Origin of the sequence: Bacteroides sp. HF-162 (assembly GCF_015679285.1) — a bacterium.
Lineage (GTDB): Bacteria > Bacteroidota > Bacteroidia > Bacteroidales > Bacteroidaceae > Bacteroides > Bacteroides uniformis.
Window position 1 is genome coordinate 3,919,772 of the sequence record NZ_CP064937.1, and the last position, 17,367, is coordinate 3,937,138.

Consider the following 17,367-nt stretch of genomic DNA (forward strand, 5'->3'; position numbering starts at 1 on the left):
TTATCATCACAATATGAGCAACAAGGAATCCAATATAGAGAAAACGAATTTTGATGCATTCATTCAAGCGGTCGGTTCGGAAATAGAACAGGCACAAGTAAGGCTGATTGTTGCAGCCAATGCACAAATGCTGTTCCATTACTGGAAGGTAGGCAATTACATCCTTTATCACCAGCAGCTGCACGGATGGGGAAGCAAAATCATCAAGCAGTTGGCAAAGGCTATCCGACTGCATTACCCTGAAAAGAAAGGCTATTCGGAACGCAACCTTACCTATATGTGTCAGTTTGCAAAGGCATATCCTTTAAGAGCGTTGCAAAGTTTCATAGAAACGGATGCAAGACTGTCTGTCCCAACCATACAGAGTGTGACCAATGAAGTATTGAAACTGAATGACAAACAATTTACGCAGGAACTTACTGCGCAAATACAATCTATTGATTGTCAATCGTTAGCAATTACGCAGGAGGTTCCTGCGCAATTTGAAGATGTGGGAAAAACCGTTTCTGCCATTTACAGGATGGGAATCAGGGAAATAGAAGAAATTTTCTTGACCTCTCCTATAGCCAAAATAAACTGGACAAGCCAAATGACTATACTTGACAGTTCGCTACCTTTAGGTCTAAGCTACTGGTACACGAAGCAGTCCATAGAAATGGGATGGAGCAGCAATGTATTGAAATTACAGATTGACAGTGATTTGTACAGCCGACAAATCAGCAACAACAAGGTAAACAATTTCACGACCACACTTCCGGCTCCACAAAGCGACCTTGCCAATTACCTACTCAAAGATCCGTACATCTTTGATTTGGCAGGAGCCAAAGAAAAAGCAGACGAAAGGGATATTGAAGAACAGCTGGTGAAACACGTTACCCGCTACCTGTTGGAAATGTTATGCAAACCTTTACATAAAAACTCTTATGCCAACAAATTTATTATGCAAAGTGACTTAAACTAAATCGCAGCTACAAAAGTAATTATAAAAATATAATCATTTATTTCTTTACATAAGAATTTCATTAATTTAAGTGCGGTGATATTGCCACAACTTAAATTAATGACGTATGAATGATCACTCAACAACTTTTGAAGCAGTCACATCCTCTATGCTGAAAATCTTAAAAGAGGATTTTTCTCGTACAGATAGTACATTGGAAGGCTATGCATGGAAATGGAATCAATTAAGGCAGTTCATGGAGAACAATGATTTGCATTCCCTCACCCCTAAAGTCTGCGATGATTTTTTATCTTCTCTTTATGGTTCTAAAGATTTAACTTCATTAAAATCTGGTGACAAGAAATTTTTATCCGCTATCTTACTCCTGAAAAATTACCTCATTACAGGCCAAGTTATTCCAAGAAAAGTTCCGGTAGAATTGAAAGGAGAGATTGGCAGTTTGATGATGCAATATATATTATCTCGAAGTCAAGAACGCTTGTCCGGACACACTATCTACAATCACAAACAAATATTCCATCGTTTCCTTGATTTTCTAACATCTGCAAAAGTAGCCTCCATAGAACAAGTTGAGATTACCCACATCATTAAATATCTTAATACCATTGGTACTAAATATAAATCTGTAGCAAGTATATCCATCCATATTCTACGTAACTTTTTCCGATATCTATATGAACACAAAATTATAGATATGGATTTAGCGGCATTTATTCCAAAAGATAATTATAAGAAACAGCCTAAGCTACCGTCAGCTTACACTTCTGAAGAAATAAAAAAGATAGTGTCTTCTGTGGATAGAAGTACGACTACAGGAAAACGTAATTACTCAATTATTCTATTAGCCACAATGCTTGGTTTGAGGGCTTCTGATATAGCAAATTTAAAGTTTGAAAATATATTGTGGGAGGATAATGCCATACGTTTAATCCAGCATAAAACAAATAAGGAATTAGAACTGCCACTTCTACCGGAAATAGGCAATGCTATTATTGAATATCTACGGTATGGACGTCCAAAGTCCCAGTCATCATATATATTTCTCTTGGCACGTTCTCCCTATACTCACATAAACCAACCGGTCATATCCCAGATAGCCAAGAAATATTTTCTTAAAGCCAACGTAAATATAAAGAACAAGCATCATGGCGCACATGCCCTTCGACATTCCTTAGCGACACTTCTTTTAGAAGAGCAGGTAAAGCTCCCTGTTATAAGCGAAGTTTTAGGGCATGAGAACACGGAATCAACAAGTTATTATCTAAGAATAGATATCCAATCACTGAAAAAATGCTCCCTTGATGTATCACCTGTATGTGAAAACTTTTATACCCAGAAAGGAGGCTATTTTTATGAATAGAAATTTTAAAGGCATTTACGCCTCATTGATAAGAGAGTTTGTGAGCTTGAAGCGCAGTATGGGATTTAAGTATATTGGGGGAGAGTTTGTCCTGACTTTATTTGATAGATTTACTATTGAAAGAAATGAGACTGCAATAGGTATTACCAAGGAGTTGTCAGATGCATGGTGCAAGGAACGTGACAATGAATCCAATAGTTACCATTATCGTAGGTGCTATATTTTAGGTGCTTTCTCTTCGTTTCTTAACAAAAAAGGAATCCGCTCATATATACCAAGAACCCCGTCATTGAGAAATACCTTTATCCCTCATATCTTTTCATCAAAAGAGATAGAACGAATTTTTACGACATGTGATAATATGCAAAGTGGAAATAATGATATGAGATCCTCTTTTTTTATAATGCCTTCACTGCTTCGCATGTTATACGGAACAGGAATACGCATAGGTGAAGCCTTGTCTCTGCTCAATGAAGATATTAATCTTGAGGAAGAATACTTCATTTTACGAGATACAAAAAACGGCAAAGACAGGATTGTCCCATTTTCCACTTCTTTAGCAGAGGTTCTTAAAGATTATGTTGTACATAGAAACAGATTACCCGTAAAGATATCAGATACTACTCCCTTTTTTATCACACTTAAAGGAAGGGCTTGTGACAGGGATAGCATATATCGTCGATTTTGCAAAATACTCATTCAAGCAAACATTCCCAAAGACCGCATACGTCTGCATGACTTGAGACATACATTTGCCGTTCACTCTCTTGCTAAAATGGCTGAAGAAGGTATGGATTTATATTGTTCTTTGCCGATCCTATCAACTTACCTTGGACATCAATCTTTGCGGGCGACGAATAACTATGTTCGGCTTACGTCAGAGATGTATCCCGAATTAATTAGAAAAATAGATATCATTGGTTTTGATATTTTCCCTAAAATGTGACATTTATGAAACCTACAAATTTTTCAAAATATCTAACAGACTTCCTTCTCCGGTATTTGCCCCATGAAAGAGGAGCAAGTACTAATACGATCCATTCATACAGGGACACATTTACCTTATATCTGGTATACATGGAAAGTAAAGGTGTAAAAGCTGAAAAACTGACAATGGAAAGTATAACAAAAGAGAATATCTTGTCCTTCCTTGATTGGTTGGAAACAAAAAGAAGTTGCTGTACATCAACACGTAATCTTCGCCTTGCTGCCATACAATCATTTTTTAAGTACCTCCAATATCAGAGTTCAGACCATCTATACGAATATCAAGAAATAATGGCTATAAATAATAAAAAGAGTGTCAAGCCTATTATGAACTATCTAACGGTAGAAGAGATGAAGATTCTTCTGCAACAACCAGATACGACCAAACCTAAAGGTCGTAGGGATCTGGCGTTATTGTCACTTATGTATGATACAGCGTGTAGAGTGTCAGAAGTAATAAGCCTAACTCCGCAATGTGTTCGATTAGATGAACCATATACTGTAATAATCACGGGAAAAGGGAATAAAAATAGAGTTGTACCAATGCTTGAAGAACAGTTGGATATACTGAAAATATATATGAAAGAGAATGGATTGTTGAGATCAGAATGTCTACAACATCCGCTATTTACAAACTGTTGGGGCGAAAAGCTGACAAGAGCAGGGGTGGCGAATATACTGGATAGATACATCAAAAAGGCAAAGCTACTTCATCCCACGTTAATGAAGGGGAAAATAAGCTGTCATAGTCTTAGGCATAGTAAGGCAATGCATCTGTTACAAGCTGGGGTTAACTTAGTTTATATTAGAGATATTTTGGGGCACGTGAATGTGCAAACTACAGAAATTTATGCAAGAGCGGACTCAAAAGTGAAACGGGAGGCTATAGAAAAAGCTTATATTAAAGTTGTTCAGGAGGTGGATACTAAACCTATGTGGCAAGGAAATGAAAAGTTAATGGATTTTTTAAAGTCTTTCTGATGAAAATATTATGCAAAGTGATGGAGATAAATCTTTTTATAATTACTTTTGTAGCTGTGATTTAGTTTAAGTCACTTTGCATAATAAATTTGTTGGCATAAGAAATGGGCAACGGTTTTGCCTTCGTTGCCCGGCAGAAGCACTTCCAAGTAGGAAACAGCGATTTCTTTGCCGACCTGATTCTATATTCCATTCCGTTGCACGCATATATTGTCATAGAATTGAAAGCCACTCCTTTCAAGCCGGAATATGCCGGACAACTCAACTTTTACATCAATGTGGTGGATGATAAACTGAGGGGAGAGAATGACAACAAGACTATCGGGTTGTTGCTATGCAAGGGAAAAGACGAAGTTGTGGCACAATACGCATTGACAGGCTACGACCAGCCCATCGGCATCAGCGATTATCAATTGAGCAAAGTGATTCCCGAGAAACTGAAATCAGCGTTGCCCAGCGTGGAAGAAGTGGAAGAAGAACTGGCTTCTTTCCTTGACAAAGACAATAACACTCAAAAATAGTTGCGTCCATGAAAGATGTAATTACAACGCTGATTCCCCGATACGGAGAATTGAACAGAATATACAAAGACTGGTCTGATAATAAAGGTTTCTCTTTTGAAAAGCAGAAATTCATTACCAAGTTCTATCTGGACTACAATGATGTAACGGTTCTTGAAACAGCCATTCTTGAACTGGTATTTCATCTTCCACAGGAGCAATACACACTGATTCTGAACAGCCTGAAAAAGGAAGTATGCGAAAACATAAGTTATTACAAGAAAGGATGTATGCCGGATGAACAGACCGTTTACAATATCTGCTTCCGAGTTTCAGAAATCTATAAAGAAGCCATAGAAGAACAGCAATACAAGACGACCAAGCTCCATGCTCCGCTAAACGAAGCATACCACCGATACGATTCCATAGGTTATCGGGAACACACCGCAGAGGATGAAAAGCGTGCGGAAATGGAATATGAACGGTTCAAGGCTGAATACGAGGAGGAAAAAAACAAGCTGACCGAACTCTACGATCTGCAAAAACAGACCAGAGAGAAAGCCCTGCAATATGCAGAAAGCCGTTTCAATGAAATCTATCGGCTGGGCTGCCACCTCAAAGAGACATTGGCGAAATATGTATTTGATGAAACAAACGAGCCGGAAGAGCCAGCCAAACAAGAACCAAACGCCCCCAACATACAGGAAGAAGTGCTGGGAACGAAACAGACTGAGTATTTCAATATGGAACTGCTTTCGCTCATTCATGTAACCTGCGTGGGAGAACAGTTCGAGAATATTTCCGAACATAATTTCTATACCTGCATGAACCTGCTACCAAGCGACACCAAACCCCAAATCAGACCGAGAGAAAAAATACGTACCTGCTATCTGATATTCCTGATGAGCGAAAAACTGCCCAAACAGGACAGGGAGAATTGGAAGAGGAATATCCTGAAAATATTGGATATTGAGGAAAGCTACTACAAGTCAAAGTACAAAGAGCCTGTTTCCGATTTCCCCAGTGACAGCAACCGGAAATTTGCCAAAGAAATGGACGGTATATTCCGATAATCTGTGATATGCCCTGACATTTTACAAAACAACCACTTTTACCACTCAAATTAAATTTTTGAGTGGTATTTTTATTATCTGATATTCAGATAAATAACAAGATATTCCATTTGTATCAACCACATCCTTACCACTTACAACCCTACCTAATTTTGCATCGTTCGAGAACAGAGATAACAGCCAGTGCGCAGGGCTGATTGTTAAACGACTAAATAGATTGAACGATGAAAAATCTTCAAGAATTATTATCAAAACCCGTCTGGCAGATGACAGGTGAAGAGTTCATATTCCTAAGCAAGCACGCTTCCCGTCAAACGGAAACGCAGCCACAGCCCGTTACAGACACAGAAAGAAAATATGTGTACGGAATACTGGGCATAGCCAAACTGTTCGGGTGCAGCCTACCCACCGCCAACCGTATCAAGAAAAGCGGAAAGATTGACAAGGCAATCACTCAGATAGGACGTAAGATTATCGTGAATGTTGAGCTTGCCCTTGAACTGGCTGGAAAGAAAACAGGAGGACGGAAATAACGGGAGACATGGCTATGGACTATATGAAAGAGACTAAGGAAATATCGGCTGAAGAAGCCATAATCCTTTGGCAAGCCTCACGTTTGAGCTTGTCGAAAAGTTATGAGAAAGCACCTGAAATCCTTAAAGTACATGATTCTGTCATTGGGACATTGGGTAATTTCAGCGCATCCATCGGCAAAGCCAAAAGTAAAAAAACGTTCAATGTATCGGCTATCGTAGCCGCTGCATTGAAGAATGGCACAGTGCTGCGGTATGTAGCTGAACTGCCTGAAGATAAGCGGAAAGTGCTTTATGTTGATACAGAGCAAAGCCCTTACCATTGTCTGAAAGTCATGACGCGCATTTTGCGAATGGCTGGTTTGCCAGATGATAGGGACAATGAGAATCTTGAATTTCTTGCCTTAAGAAAATACACGCCTGAGCAGCGTATCAGGATTGTGGAACAGGCTATTTACAATACACCCGAAATCGGTCTTGTAATTATAGACGGCATACGGGATATGGTGTATGACATCAACAGCCCCGGTGAATCAACACGCATCATATCCAAGCTGATGCAGTGGACGGACGACAGGCAGATACATATCCATACGATACTGCATCAGAACAAAGGGGATGAGAACGCAAGAGGGCACATCGGTACGGAGTTGAACAACAAGGCGGAAACCGTATTGCAGGTAGAAAAGGACAAGGGCAACGGTGACATCAGCCATGTTTCAGCCATTCACATCCGGGCAATGGACTTTGAGCCTTTCGCATTCCGTATCAACGACAAAGCCCTTCCCGAACTCATTGAGGGATACAAACCTGAAACAAAGAAGCCGGGAAGACCCGAAGAAGAGAAGTTCGACCCTTACAGGCATATCACCGAGCAGCAGCACCGTATCGCATTGGAAGCCGTTTTCGGGCTGAAAGAGGAATACGGCTACAAGGAACTGGAAGATGCCTTAATCAAGACCTATATGTCAGTGGGTGTAAAGCTGAACCATAAAAAGGCGGTATCGCTCATCACCATGCTTCGCAACAAACGGATGATAGTGCAGGAGACAGGCAGAAAATACACATTCATGCCTGACTTCCACTATTAGCCCATTTCCCTGCAATCACTTCACTTTATTCTCGGGGTGTATATATTAGGAATATAGTGAAGTGCTTGGGGAATGGGACTAAATCACTTCACTTTATTACCGTATCCTATATATACGAGAATTTAGTGAAGTGATTATAGACCGTACTTCCTAAAAAGGTACGGGCAAAAAGAAAAATAAACCAATTCACCAACTACTAAAACAATCATTTTATGGATATACAGACAGCCAAGCAAATCAGAATAGCGGATTATCTGCATAGTTTAGGATATTCTCCCATCAAGCAACAAGGTGTCAATCTGTGGTATAAATCACCGTTAAGGGAAGAAGCCGAAGCCTCGTTCAAGGTAAATACCGAACGTGAACAATGGTATGACTTCGGTTTGGGTAAAGGTGGTGGCATCATAGAACTGGCTGCACACCTGTACGCTACCGACCATGTACCTTACATCTTGAAACGGATAGCAGAGCAGACACCGCACGTGCGCCCGGTATCTTTCTCTTTTGGAAAGCAAAACTCTTCCGAGCCGAGCTTCCAACAGTTGGAGATTGTTCCGCTGTCATCTCCTACCCTGCTTGCCTACTTACAAGGTAGAGGAATTAACATAGAACTGGCGAAAAGAGAATGTAGTGAAGCACGTTTCACTCACAACGGCAAGCGGTACTTTGCCATCGCCTTTCCCAATGGTTCGGGTGGATATGAAATCCGCAACCGCTATTTCAAGGGCTGCATCGCCCCAAAGGAAATCTCCCACATCAGGCAGTCGGGAAAAGCGAGGAACACCTGTTATGTGTTCGAGGGATTTATGGACTACCTCTCCTTTCTGACATTGAGACAAGAGAACTGTCCGAATTATCCGGAGCTGGATGGACAGGATTACATCGTATTGAATTCCGTATCGAATGTGAACAAGGCTCTCTATCCGTTGGGCAATTACGAACGCATCCACTGCTTTTTCGACAACGACCATGCAGGAATGGAAGCACTCCGGCAAATCCGTGAGGAATACGGCAGAGACCGATACATCCGTGACGCTTCTCAGACTTACAGCGGATGCAAGGACTTGAACGAATATTTACAGGAACAGGCTGAAAGAAAAAGGCAAGTTCAATCCGCCAAAGGGGTGCGCAGCCAATCACCGGAGAAGAAGAACGGCTTCCGGTTATAGCCCACTATAACTACACGCTCCACTTTCGTAGTTGTGGGCTCTCCCGAGGGGATTAGGGCTTTGCCCTAATGACCCACTCAAGGCGTTTCACCCCTGAGAACCCCGAGCAAAGAGTGACCCTCTCTTTGCAATCTCCGCTTATGGGTTACCCCTAAGAACCCCTCTGCGAAAGCGAGCAAAGTAAATCAATTGTAAACAAAGAAAAGAAGCTATGGCAACAAAATCAAGCATACACATCAAGCCTTGCAACATCGCATCGAGCGAGGCGCACAACCGAAGGACTGCCGAGTATATGCGTAACATCGGGGAGTCCAGAATCTATGTCGTTCCCGAACTTTCCACCAACAACGAACAGTGGATAAATCCCGACTTCGGCACTCCCGAACTGCGAACTCATTATGACAATATCAAGCAAATGGTCAAGGAAAAGACCGGACGTGCCATGCAGGAAAAGGAAAGGGAACGCAAGGGAAAAAATGGAAAGATTATCAAGGTGGCGGGATGTTCACCCATCCGTGAAGGAGTATTGCTTATCAGACCGGACACCACACTGGCTGATGTACGCAAATTCGGTGAAGAGTGTCAAAGACGCTGGGGCATCACTCCGCTACAAATTTTCCTGCACAAAGACGAAGGGCATTGGCTGAACGGTCAGCCGGAAGCGGAAGACAAGGAGAGCTTCCAAGTCGGTAACAGATGGTTCAAACCAAATTATCATGCTCATGTCGTATTCGACTGGATGAACCATGAAACTGGAAAAAGCCGAAAGCTCAATGACGAGGATATGGCAACCATGCAGACCCTTGCTTCCGATATTCTCCTGATGGAACGTGGACAGGCTAAAGCTGTTACAGGTAAAGAGCATCTGGAACGGAACGACTTTATCATTGAGAAGCAGAAAGCCGAACTGCAACGTATAGAGGAAACCAAGCGACACAAGGAGCAACAGGTAAGCCTCGCCGAGCAGGAACTCAAACAGGTAAAAGCAGAGATACGTACGGACAAACTCAAAAGTGCAGCTACCGATGTAGCCACAGCCATAACCAGCAGTGTAGGTTCTCTTTTCGGAAGCGGTAAATTAAAAGATTTGGAACAATCTAACGAGAATTTACGTCATGAAATTGCCAAGCGTGACAAAAGCTTTGATGACTTAAAAGTTCAGATGCAACAAATGCAGGAACAGCACGGTAATCAAATTCGTAACCTGCAAGGAATACATAATCAAGAGCTTGAAGCCAAAGACAAGGAAATATCACGATTGAACACCATTCTTGAAAAAGCGTTCAACTGGTTCCCACTGCTCAAAGAAATGCTGAGAATGGAAAAATTATGCTATGCCATCGGATTTACCAAAGATATGGTAAACAGTCTTTTGACAAAAAAAGAAGCTATCAGATGCAATGGGAAAATCTATTCCGAAGAGCATAGACGAAGATTTGAAATCAAGAATGATATTTTCAAGGTTGAAAAAAGTCCGATAGATGAGAATAAATTGGTGCTGACCATAAACAGGCAGCCGATAGGCGAATGGTTCAAAGAGCAATGGGAGAAATTAAGGCAAGGTTTGCGACAATCTACAGAAGAACCAAGAAAAAGTAGAGGATTCAGAATGTAATTTTGATAGTATTTGATTGTATCTCAATAAAATTAAATATCTTTGTAAACGGATTGAGACTACTCTTTCCAAAACATATTAGAATTAAGAAGAAGCGTTATGCTTATCTTGTACTTGAAAACGTAGGAAATTTTCAATTAGATGCAAGGATAGCATAGTGGTTCTCACGCATATAGCGTGGGCTGCTATTGTTACATCTGCATCTATGGTTTCCTACGACCTTCAAGTAAAGAATGTGGCATACAGTTCCACGCTTCTTTAATAGGTTAAATTCCTTTTGGAACTGGAGATTAAAATATGTAGTGTATGAGTGTAATAAAAAAATGGTTATTTGCTATTTGCGCCATTATATTAATGAATGGATGTGCACCACTTCGAATGCCTGTAATAGTAAGGAATGCTCCTATTGAAATGTATAAATACGCATACATTTCCCCAACAAAGGAATTGACATCAAGCATAGGAGGTACATATGGTGGGCAATACGGTATCTATGGTTCTTCAACCACCAAAAGTGTTAATCCAAGTGATGTAATAGCAGGAATACTAATAAAAGAAGGATATATCATATTACCCGAACTTAAACCCGAATTATCTAATGAAACTCTAATCGTCAATTATGGTGAGAGTGGCAGGCGTAATAGAGGTTTAGGTTATACAATAGAAGTAACTATACAGTTTAGCTCTGCAAAAACCAATGAAATGATATGTTCTTGTACAGCAGAAGGACAAGGCGAAACAGAAGCTGATGATATCCGTCAAGCCATTAGAAGAGCCTTAACAAGTTTATTCCCTGAGAAATAACCCAATAATACGACAGATTATGAAAAAGTTTTTAGTATTATCCGCTTTAGTTATAACTTCTTGTACACTCTCTAACGAGGAAAAAGCTGAGAAATTGGTTAAAGAGACGCTTAAAGACTATCTCTATCACCCTGATTCTTATGAGCCAATATCAACAAGAGTTGATAGTATGTTTATTGATGTAACTACTATTGAGCCTATTATGAAAATTAGCGATGAAATCAAGAATTTGATATCTAAAATAAATCGCTGTGAGAGAAAAATTGAATCAGCAGAATCTTCTATGGATATTTTTGCCCCCAATGGTTATTCTTCTCAATACTCTCGTGGAGAGTATTCACGAGCAAAAAAAGAAAAGGAAGAAGCCAAATCTGATTTGAACAAATACACCAAGAAACTTTCAGAACAACTTGCTTCTCTAAAAGAAAATGTCGCTAAATATCACAAAGGAGAATTTACAGGTTGGGCAGTAAGCCATAGATTTAGGAGTCTTAATGGAGCAGGCTCAATGACCATTCCGGGAGAAATGATTTTCTTTTGCGATGAAGAATTTACAACTTGTGGGGGTTATGAAACAGATAAGTTTGAGGACTTCGTAAAAATTTTAAACGCAGTAGATGAAGCAACTTCGGATGAAGATGTAATAGATTATTTTAAAGAAAATAATTTTTTGCTATAAATTCCGTATTTCCGTAGTACGCTAATTTTTATGCAAAGCAAATATTATTAACTGCTATTTTTTTAATATGCAATGGGCGTTTATTTTGGTTATTTGTATAATTGCTATTTCGGTTATTGTAATAGCGATGGTACGAACACGCCTAAAAAACAAATCCAAAGAGCTTGCAGAAAAGCTAAACCATATATCTGCATATAGCGAGAAATCAAATTATGAGCAAGCAAGAGAGAGATTATCGGCTCTTAATGAGGGGACGTTTATAGATATTCCCTCAGACTTAAATAATGGCTTTTATGGCAGGGTAATCTCCGCAACGCAAGAAAAAGATTTCATCAATCATTATAAGGTACATTTCCAAGAGGCATATTCACTTCTGAAGAAACTTGAAGCCTTTAACATCACTCCATCAGAAACCATATCCAAATTCATTAACGACTTTGGAAGAATCAACAAACTTGTAAAACAACATAATGATGGTGTTATAACCTTTCTACTTGACACGCACAGGGACTTTTTCGACCATTGCCTAAAATACCCATTAGACAAGCAACAAAGACGCTCAATTGTTTCAGAAGAGGATAATTGTTTAGTAGTCAGCAGTGCAGGTAGTGGTAAAACCTCTTCAATTGTCGGTAAGGTTAAATATCTCACCGAAATCAAGGGTATAGCACCTGAAAGAATTTTACTTATCAGTTATACCAACAAAGCAGCAGCCGAACTAACCGAAAGAATGGCGACCAATGGATTGAAAGGTTACACATTCCATAAGTTAGCCATTGATATTATAGGCAAAACAACAGGCACAAAACCATCGATTTGCGACAATACAGATTCATTGTTTGTTGATATATATCACAAATTGTTAGATAAATCGTCTTTCAAGAAAAGTATAGTAGAATACTTTATTGATTACCAAACGAATGAAGCCGATTGGGAACAACGCAAGAATGAAAGACGAGAGCAATTATCAGAGCAAAAGAATGTGCAGCTAAAGGCGATGTTCCCCGATATGGACGGCAGAGCCATATATGTGAGAAGTGAACAAGAACAAAAAATATGTTTTGCTTTGTCCTCGCTGGGAGTGAAATTCAGATATGAAGAACCATACGAACATCAATTAGCAGATGAGATGCACTCACAATATCGTCCCGACTTCTCAATATATTTTAAGCAAGGAGGAGTAACCAAACGCATCTATCTTGAACATTTCGGAGTTGATGAACACGGGCTTGTTCCTGCTTGGTTCGCAAAAGACAAGGGTATAACCTACGAAGAAGCCAATCAGAAATACAATGATGGTATAACTTGGAAAAAAGCGGCTCACGAGAAATTTGGTACACAACTTTTAGTGACATCAAGTGCAGATTTCCATTATTCTGATATTAGGGATAAACTCCGTAAACTATTAGCTGAAGCAGGTGTACCAATTCAAGAAAAAACCGATGAGGAGTTATACGATTTAGTACTACCCAAAGGCAGCAAGCAGGAAAAGGCGTTTATACGACTTGTTGTTACTTTCGTTACATTGGTAAAATCAAGTTGTAAATCAGTTAAAGAGGTTTTGAAACAAGCCAAAAATGCAGATGATGAACGAAGTGTGTTTATCATCAAGAATATATTTCAACCTGTATATGAACGCTACATAAATGCGTTAAGCGATAGTAACCAAATTGATTTTACCGATGCTATTCTTCAAGCCACTGAGATATGTCGTACTTCACACCCTGTTGAATATGATTATATCATAGTGGATGAGTTTCAAGATATTTCAGTTGACCGTTACAATTTCTTGAAAGTATTGCGAGAAGGGAATCCTCCTGCAAAGTTGTATTGTGTGGGTGATGATTGGCAGTCTATTTATCGTTTTTCGGGAAGTGATATGGCTCTATTCAATCAATTCCCCGAATATTTTGGAACAACGGAGATAAACAAGATTGAAACGACATACAGATTTGGAGAACCTTTGGTTTCTTTGTCTTCGAACTTCATACAACGCAATAAAGCCCAAATACAAAAGAATATCCATTCGTTCAGTTCTGAAATGAGAACTGAGTTGGAATTCTATGCTTACGATAGACGAGATTACTGCAATACGATAGGGCAACTTGTGGCTTCTATTCCATCGGATAAATCAATATTCCTATTAGGGCGTTATTCTTTTGATGATTACTACCTCTCCTTTATGTATCAATCTATAAAGGAGGGTAATAGATTCTACTATGTGATAGGAGGACAAAAAATAGAGTTTTTGACCGTACATAAGTCAAAAGGTCTTGAAGCAGATTATGTAATACTATTGCAATGTAACAAGGATACTTATGGCTTCCCGTCTCTTGTTAGTGACGACCCTGTGCTTAACTATGTACTAACTAAAAGCGACCAATTCCCATATGGAGAAGAACGTAGATTGTTTTATGTAGCAATAACAAGAGCAAAGATGAAAACTCTTGTGCTATATGACAAGCGTTTTCCCTCTGTATTTGTGGATGAATTTTTGCATCCTGAAAAGGTTTCAGAAGATAGCTATGTGAAGCACCCCAATGCCAATAAGAGATGGACAAGAAGTGCAGACCAATTTCTATTGAAACTGCATAATGAGGGAAAGAGCGTCAAATATATTGCAAACAAAATGGGCAGAAGTCAAACGTCAATCGTTATGCGATTGAATAAACTTAATCAATAACAATGCTTTAAATAACTTTTTGCAATTATACCACCAATAACATTGGGGTGTGTCCTTATTAAGGGTATAATCTTAAATAATACAAAAACACCCAACTTTACATTCTTGGGTGTAAAATTGGGTGTTTGTTTTGTAATTTACTGATTTTCAGCATTTATTGCGGAGAGACAGGGATTCGAACCCCGGGTGCCTCGCAGCACAACGGTTTTCAAGACCGCCGCAATCGACCACTCTGCCACCTCTCCTAAAAACTTCCTCTTCGAGAAGTACTTTTTCCTTAAAGCGGTGCAAAGGTACAAATCATTTTTAATTCTGCAAACTTCCTTTCTCTTTTTTCATGAATTAATAGTACTTTTGCACCATGATATATCCGCAGAACTTTGAACAGAAAATAGGTTTCGACCAAATACGCCAATTGCTGAAAGAAAAATGCCTCAGTACACTTGGCGAAGAACGGGTGATGGACATGGCATTCTCCGACCACTTTGGGGAGGTGGAGGAGCGTTTGGACCAAGTCACTGAATTTGTACGCATACTCCAAGAAGAAGACAACTTCCCGGCACAATACTTTTTTGATGTACGTCCGTCACTGAAACGCATACGCGTGGAAGGCATGTATCTGGATGAACAAGAGCTATTTGACCTGCGCCGTTCACTGGAAACCATACGTGATATTGTACGCTTCCTACAGAAAAGCGACGATGATGAGGAAGAGGGCGCTTCCCCCTACCCTTGTCTGAAAAGACTGGCGGGAGACATCACCGTTTTCCCACAGCTCATAGCAAAAATAAACGGCATCCTCTCCCCTTACGGAAAAATCAAGGACAATGCCTCTACAGAGTTGGCACGCATCCGCCGGGAACTGGCAAGTACTATGGGAAGCATCTCCCGCTCACTGAATAGTATTCTACGAAATGCCCAGTCCGAGGGCGTTGTGGACAAAGACGTAACGCCCACCATGCGTGACGGCCGTCTGGTCATTCCCGTTGCACCGGCACTGAAACGGAAAATACGCGGTATTGTACACGACGAGTCGGCCAGTGGTAAAACCGTATTCATCGAGCCTGCCGAAGTAGTGGAAGCCAACAATCGCATACGAGAACTTGAAGGTGACGAACGCAGAGAAATTATCCGCATCCTGACGGACTTCTCCAACCAGTTGCGTCCCTCCATCTCCGACGTACTGCTATCATATGAGTTCCTTGCCGAAATAGACTTCATACGTGCCAAAGCATTGTTTGCCGAGCAAATATCCGGACTGAAACCGGCTCTCGAAAACAAGCAACTGCTGGACTGGACAATGGCGGTACACCCACTCTTGCAACTTTCTCTCGCCAAACATGGCAAAAAAGTCGTACCGCTTGACATCGAACTGAATGAAAAGCAACGTATCCTCATTATCTCCGGTCCGAACGCAGGCGGCAAGTCCGTCTGCCTAAAGACAGTAGGCTTATTGCAATACATGCTGCAATCCGGACTACTCATCCCGATGCACGAACGCAGTCATGCCGGAATATTCAGCAGCATATTCATTGACATCGGTGACGAGCAGTCCATTGAAGATGATTTGAGTACCTATTCCTCCCACCTTACAAACATGAAAATCATGATGAAAAGTTGCAATGAACGGAGCCTCATCCTGATTGATGAATTCGGTGGTGGAACAGAACCCCAAATAGGAGGCGCCATCGCCGAAGCCGTATTGAAACGCTTCAACCAAAAACAGACGTTCGGTGTCATCACCACACACTATCAGAATCTGAAACATTTTGCCGAAGACCACGAAGGTGTAGTAAACGGCGCCATGCTCTATGACCGCCATCTGATGCAAGCACTGTTCCAGTTGCAGATAGGCAATCCTGGCAGTTCGTTCGCTGTAGAGATTGCCCGCAAGATAGGTCTGCCCGAAGATGTCATCGCCGATGCCTCGGAAATTGTGGGCAGCGAATACATCAATGCCGATAAGTACCTGCAAGACATTGTGCGCGACAAACGCTATTGGGAAGGCAAACGCCAGACAATACGCCAGCGTGAAAAGCACATGGAAGAGACTATCGAGCGTTATCAAACCGAAATCGAAGATTTGCAGAAATCCCGGAAGGAGATTCTGCGCAAAGCGAAAGAAGAAGTGGAGCAATTGATGCAGGAAGCCAATGCGCGCATCGAGAACACCATACGCTCCATCAAAGAAGCCCAAGCAGAAAAAGAAAAGACACGCCAGGCCCGCCAGGAATTGACGAACTTCCGCGAATCAATGGAATCGCTTACCAACAAGGAACTGGAAGAAAAAATTGCCCGCAAAATGGAAAAGCTGAAAGAGAAGCAAAACCGGAAAAAAGAAAAGAAAGCAGGCAAAGGAAAAGATGACGGGCTATCCGCCCAGGCTTTGGCAGAACAGCAGGCGCGGAAGGAAGCAGAACGCCTTGCAGCCATCACCCCCGGCTGCAACGTCAGAATAAAGGGACAAACCTCTGTGGGAGAAGTAATGGAAGTGAATGGCAAGAATGCGGTCGTCGCGTTCGGCAGCATCAAAACTACCGTAAAACTAGATAGGCTGGAACGTACCAACGCGCAGCCTAAACAAGCTGATGTGTCCACCAAAAGCACTTTCATCAGTGTCCAAACCCAGGACAGCATGTACGAGAAGAAACTACATTTCAAACAAGACATTGATGTCCGCGGCATGCGTGGCGACGAAGCCTTGCAAGCCGTTACCTATTTCATTGATGATGCCATCCTTGTCGGCATGTCACGCGTGCGTATCCTTCACGGAACTGGAACGGGTATCCTGCGCACGCTTATCCGCCAATATCTGGAAACCGTTCCCGGAGTGCGCCACTTTGCCGACGAACATATACAGTTCGGCGGAGCAGGCATCACCGTTGTGGACTTGAGTTAATGAATAATTGACAGTTGATAACTGATAGTTAA

12 protein-coding genes, 1 tRNA gene and 2 pseudogenes are annotated in these 17,367 nt (G+C 41.0%); 14 read left to right on the forward strand and 1 reads right to left on the reverse strand.

Translation table 11 applies throughout. The features are described 5' to 3' along the window. Positions 1-13: 13 nt before the first annotated feature. The 13 genes and pseudogenes from ITJ87_RS16650 to ITJ87_RS16710 form a co-directional block, all read left to right on the forward strand. Positions 14-895, forward strand: a pseudogene (locus tag ITJ87_RS16650) (DUF1016 N-terminal domain-containing protein); the annotation flags it as partial. Between the two features lie 172 nt (positions 896-1,067). Beyond that, positions 1,068-2,321: a site-specific integrase gene (locus ITJ87_RS16655; RefSeq protein ID WP_008024682.1), complete on the forward strand. Its 1,254-nt coding sequence runs from the start codon at positions 1,068-1,070 to the stop codon at positions 2,319-2,321. Further along, entirely contained in the window at positions 2,314-3,267 is a 954-nt protein-coding gene (locus ITJ87_RS16660; protein ID WP_229091420.1) for a tyrosine-type recombinase/integrase, read from the forward strand. Before ITJ87_RS16655 ends, ITJ87_RS16660 begins: the two co-directional genes overlap by 8 nt. 5 nt (positions 3,268-3,272) lie before the next feature. After that, positions 3,273-4,289 (forward strand): site-specific integrase, encoded by a 1,017-nt coding sequence (locus ITJ87_RS16665; protein ID WP_008024684.1) that lies wholly within the window; start codon positions 3,273-3,275, stop codon positions 4,287-4,289. Positions 4,290-4,390: 101 nt separating this feature from the next. Next, positions 4,391-4,810 (forward strand): annotated as a pseudogene (locus ITJ87_RS16670) (PDDEXK nuclease domain-containing protein); the annotation flags it as partial. Positions 4,811-4,818: 8 nt separating this feature from the next. Continuing rightward, on the forward strand, positions 4,819-5,862 hold the full coding sequence (locus tag ITJ87_RS16675; protein ID WP_005924019.1) for a hypothetical protein: 1,044 nt from the start codon (positions 4,819-4,821) through the stop codon (positions 5,860-5,862). 224 nt (positions 5,863-6,086) lie between these two features. Then, positions 6,087-6,395: a DUF3853 family protein gene (locus ITJ87_RS16680; protein ID WP_117677823.1), complete on the forward strand. Its 309-nt coding sequence runs from the start codon at positions 6,087-6,089 to the stop codon at positions 6,393-6,395. Between the two features lie 14 nt (positions 6,396-6,409). After that, positions 6,410-7,486 (forward strand): AAA family ATPase, encoded by a 1,077-nt coding sequence (locus tag ITJ87_RS16685; protein WP_044097440.1) that lies wholly within the window; start codon positions 6,410-6,412, stop codon positions 7,484-7,486. Between the two features lie 212 nt (positions 7,487-7,698). After that, positions 7,699-8,655 (forward strand): toprim domain-containing protein, encoded by a 957-nt coding sequence (locus tag ITJ87_RS16690; protein WP_005924026.1) that lies wholly within the window; start codon positions 7,699-7,701, stop codon positions 8,653-8,655. A 211-nt stretch (positions 8,656-8,866) separates the two neighbouring features. Then, a complete protein-coding gene (locus tag ITJ87_RS16695) occupies positions 8,867-10,270 on the forward strand; it encodes a mobilization protein (protein ID WP_117719656.1) in 1,404 nt (467 codons plus the stop codon). 306 nt (positions 10,271-10,576) lie between these two features. After that, complete coding sequence (locus tag ITJ87_RS16700; RefSeq protein ID WP_117677821.1) at positions 10,577-11,074, forward strand: hypothetical protein; 498 nt, start codon at positions 10,577-10,579, stop codon at positions 11,072-11,074. Between the two features lie 19 nt (positions 11,075-11,093). After that, positions 11,094-11,753, forward strand: coding sequence for a hypothetical protein (locus tag ITJ87_RS16705; RefSeq protein WP_117677820.1), 660 nt, complete (start codon positions 11,094-11,096; stop codon positions 11,751-11,753). 67 nt (positions 11,754-11,820) lie between these two features. Beyond that, entirely contained in the window at positions 11,821-14,436 is a 2,616-nt protein-coding gene (locus tag ITJ87_RS16710; RefSeq protein WP_117853852.1) for a UvrD-helicase domain-containing protein, read from the forward strand. A 160-nt stretch (positions 14,437-14,596) separates the two neighbouring features. Here ITJ87_RS16710 and ITJ87_RS16715 read toward each other — a convergent pair. After that, a tRNA-Ser gene (locus ITJ87_RS16715) sits at positions 14,597-14,681 on the reverse strand. Positions 14,682-14,797: 116 nt separating this feature from the next. Here ITJ87_RS16715 and ITJ87_RS16720 point away from each other — a divergent pair. Further along, positions 14,798-17,335, forward strand: a complete 2,538-nt coding sequence (locus ITJ87_RS16720; protein WP_117966898.1) for an endonuclease MutS2 — start codon at positions 14,798-14,800, stop codon at positions 17,333-17,335. Positions 17,336-17,367: the final 32 nt, after the last annotated feature.

Coding starts and splice junctions, on each gene's coding strand:
- ITJ87_RS16655 (WP_008024682.1), top strand. CDS start 1,068: ATGAATGATCACTCAACAACTTTTGAAGCAGTCACATCCTCTATGCTG.
- ITJ87_RS16660 (WP_229091420.1), top strand. CDS start 2,314: ATGAATAGAAATTTTAAAGGCATTTACGCCTCATTGATAAGAGAGTTT.
- ITJ87_RS16665 (WP_008024684.1), top strand. CDS start 3,273: ATGAAACCTACAAATTTTTCAAAATATCTAACAGACTTCCTTCTCCGG.
- ITJ87_RS16675 (WP_005924019.1), top strand. CDS start 4,819: ATGAAAGATGTAATTACAACGCTGATTCCCCGATACGGAGAATTGAAC.
- ITJ87_RS16680 (WP_117677823.1), top strand. CDS start 6,087: ATGAAAAATCTTCAAGAATTATTATCAAAACCCGTCTGGCAGATGACA.
- ITJ87_RS16685 (WP_044097440.1), top strand. CDS start 6,410: ATGGACTATATGAAAGAGACTAAGGAAATATCGGCTGAAGAAGCCATA.
- ITJ87_RS16690 (WP_005924026.1), top strand. CDS start 7,699: ATGGATATACAGACAGCCAAGCAAATCAGAATAGCGGATTATCTGCAT.
- ITJ87_RS16695 (WP_117719656.1), top strand. CDS start 8,867: ATGGCAACAAAATCAAGCATACACATCAAGCCTTGCAACATCGCATCG.
- ITJ87_RS16700 (WP_117677821.1), top strand. CDS start 10,577: ATGAGTGTAATAAAAAAATGGTTATTTGCTATTTGCGCCATTATATTA.
- ITJ87_RS16705 (WP_117677820.1), top strand. CDS start 11,094: ATGAAAAAGTTTTTAGTATTATCCGCTTTAGTTATAACTTCTTGTACA.
- ITJ87_RS16710 (WP_117853852.1), top strand. CDS start 11,821: ATGCAATGGGCGTTTATTTTGGTTATTTGTATAATTGCTATTTCGGTT.
- ITJ87_RS16720 (WP_117966898.1), top strand. CDS start 14,798: ATGATATATCCGCAGAACTTTGAACAGAAAATAGGTTTCGACCAAATA.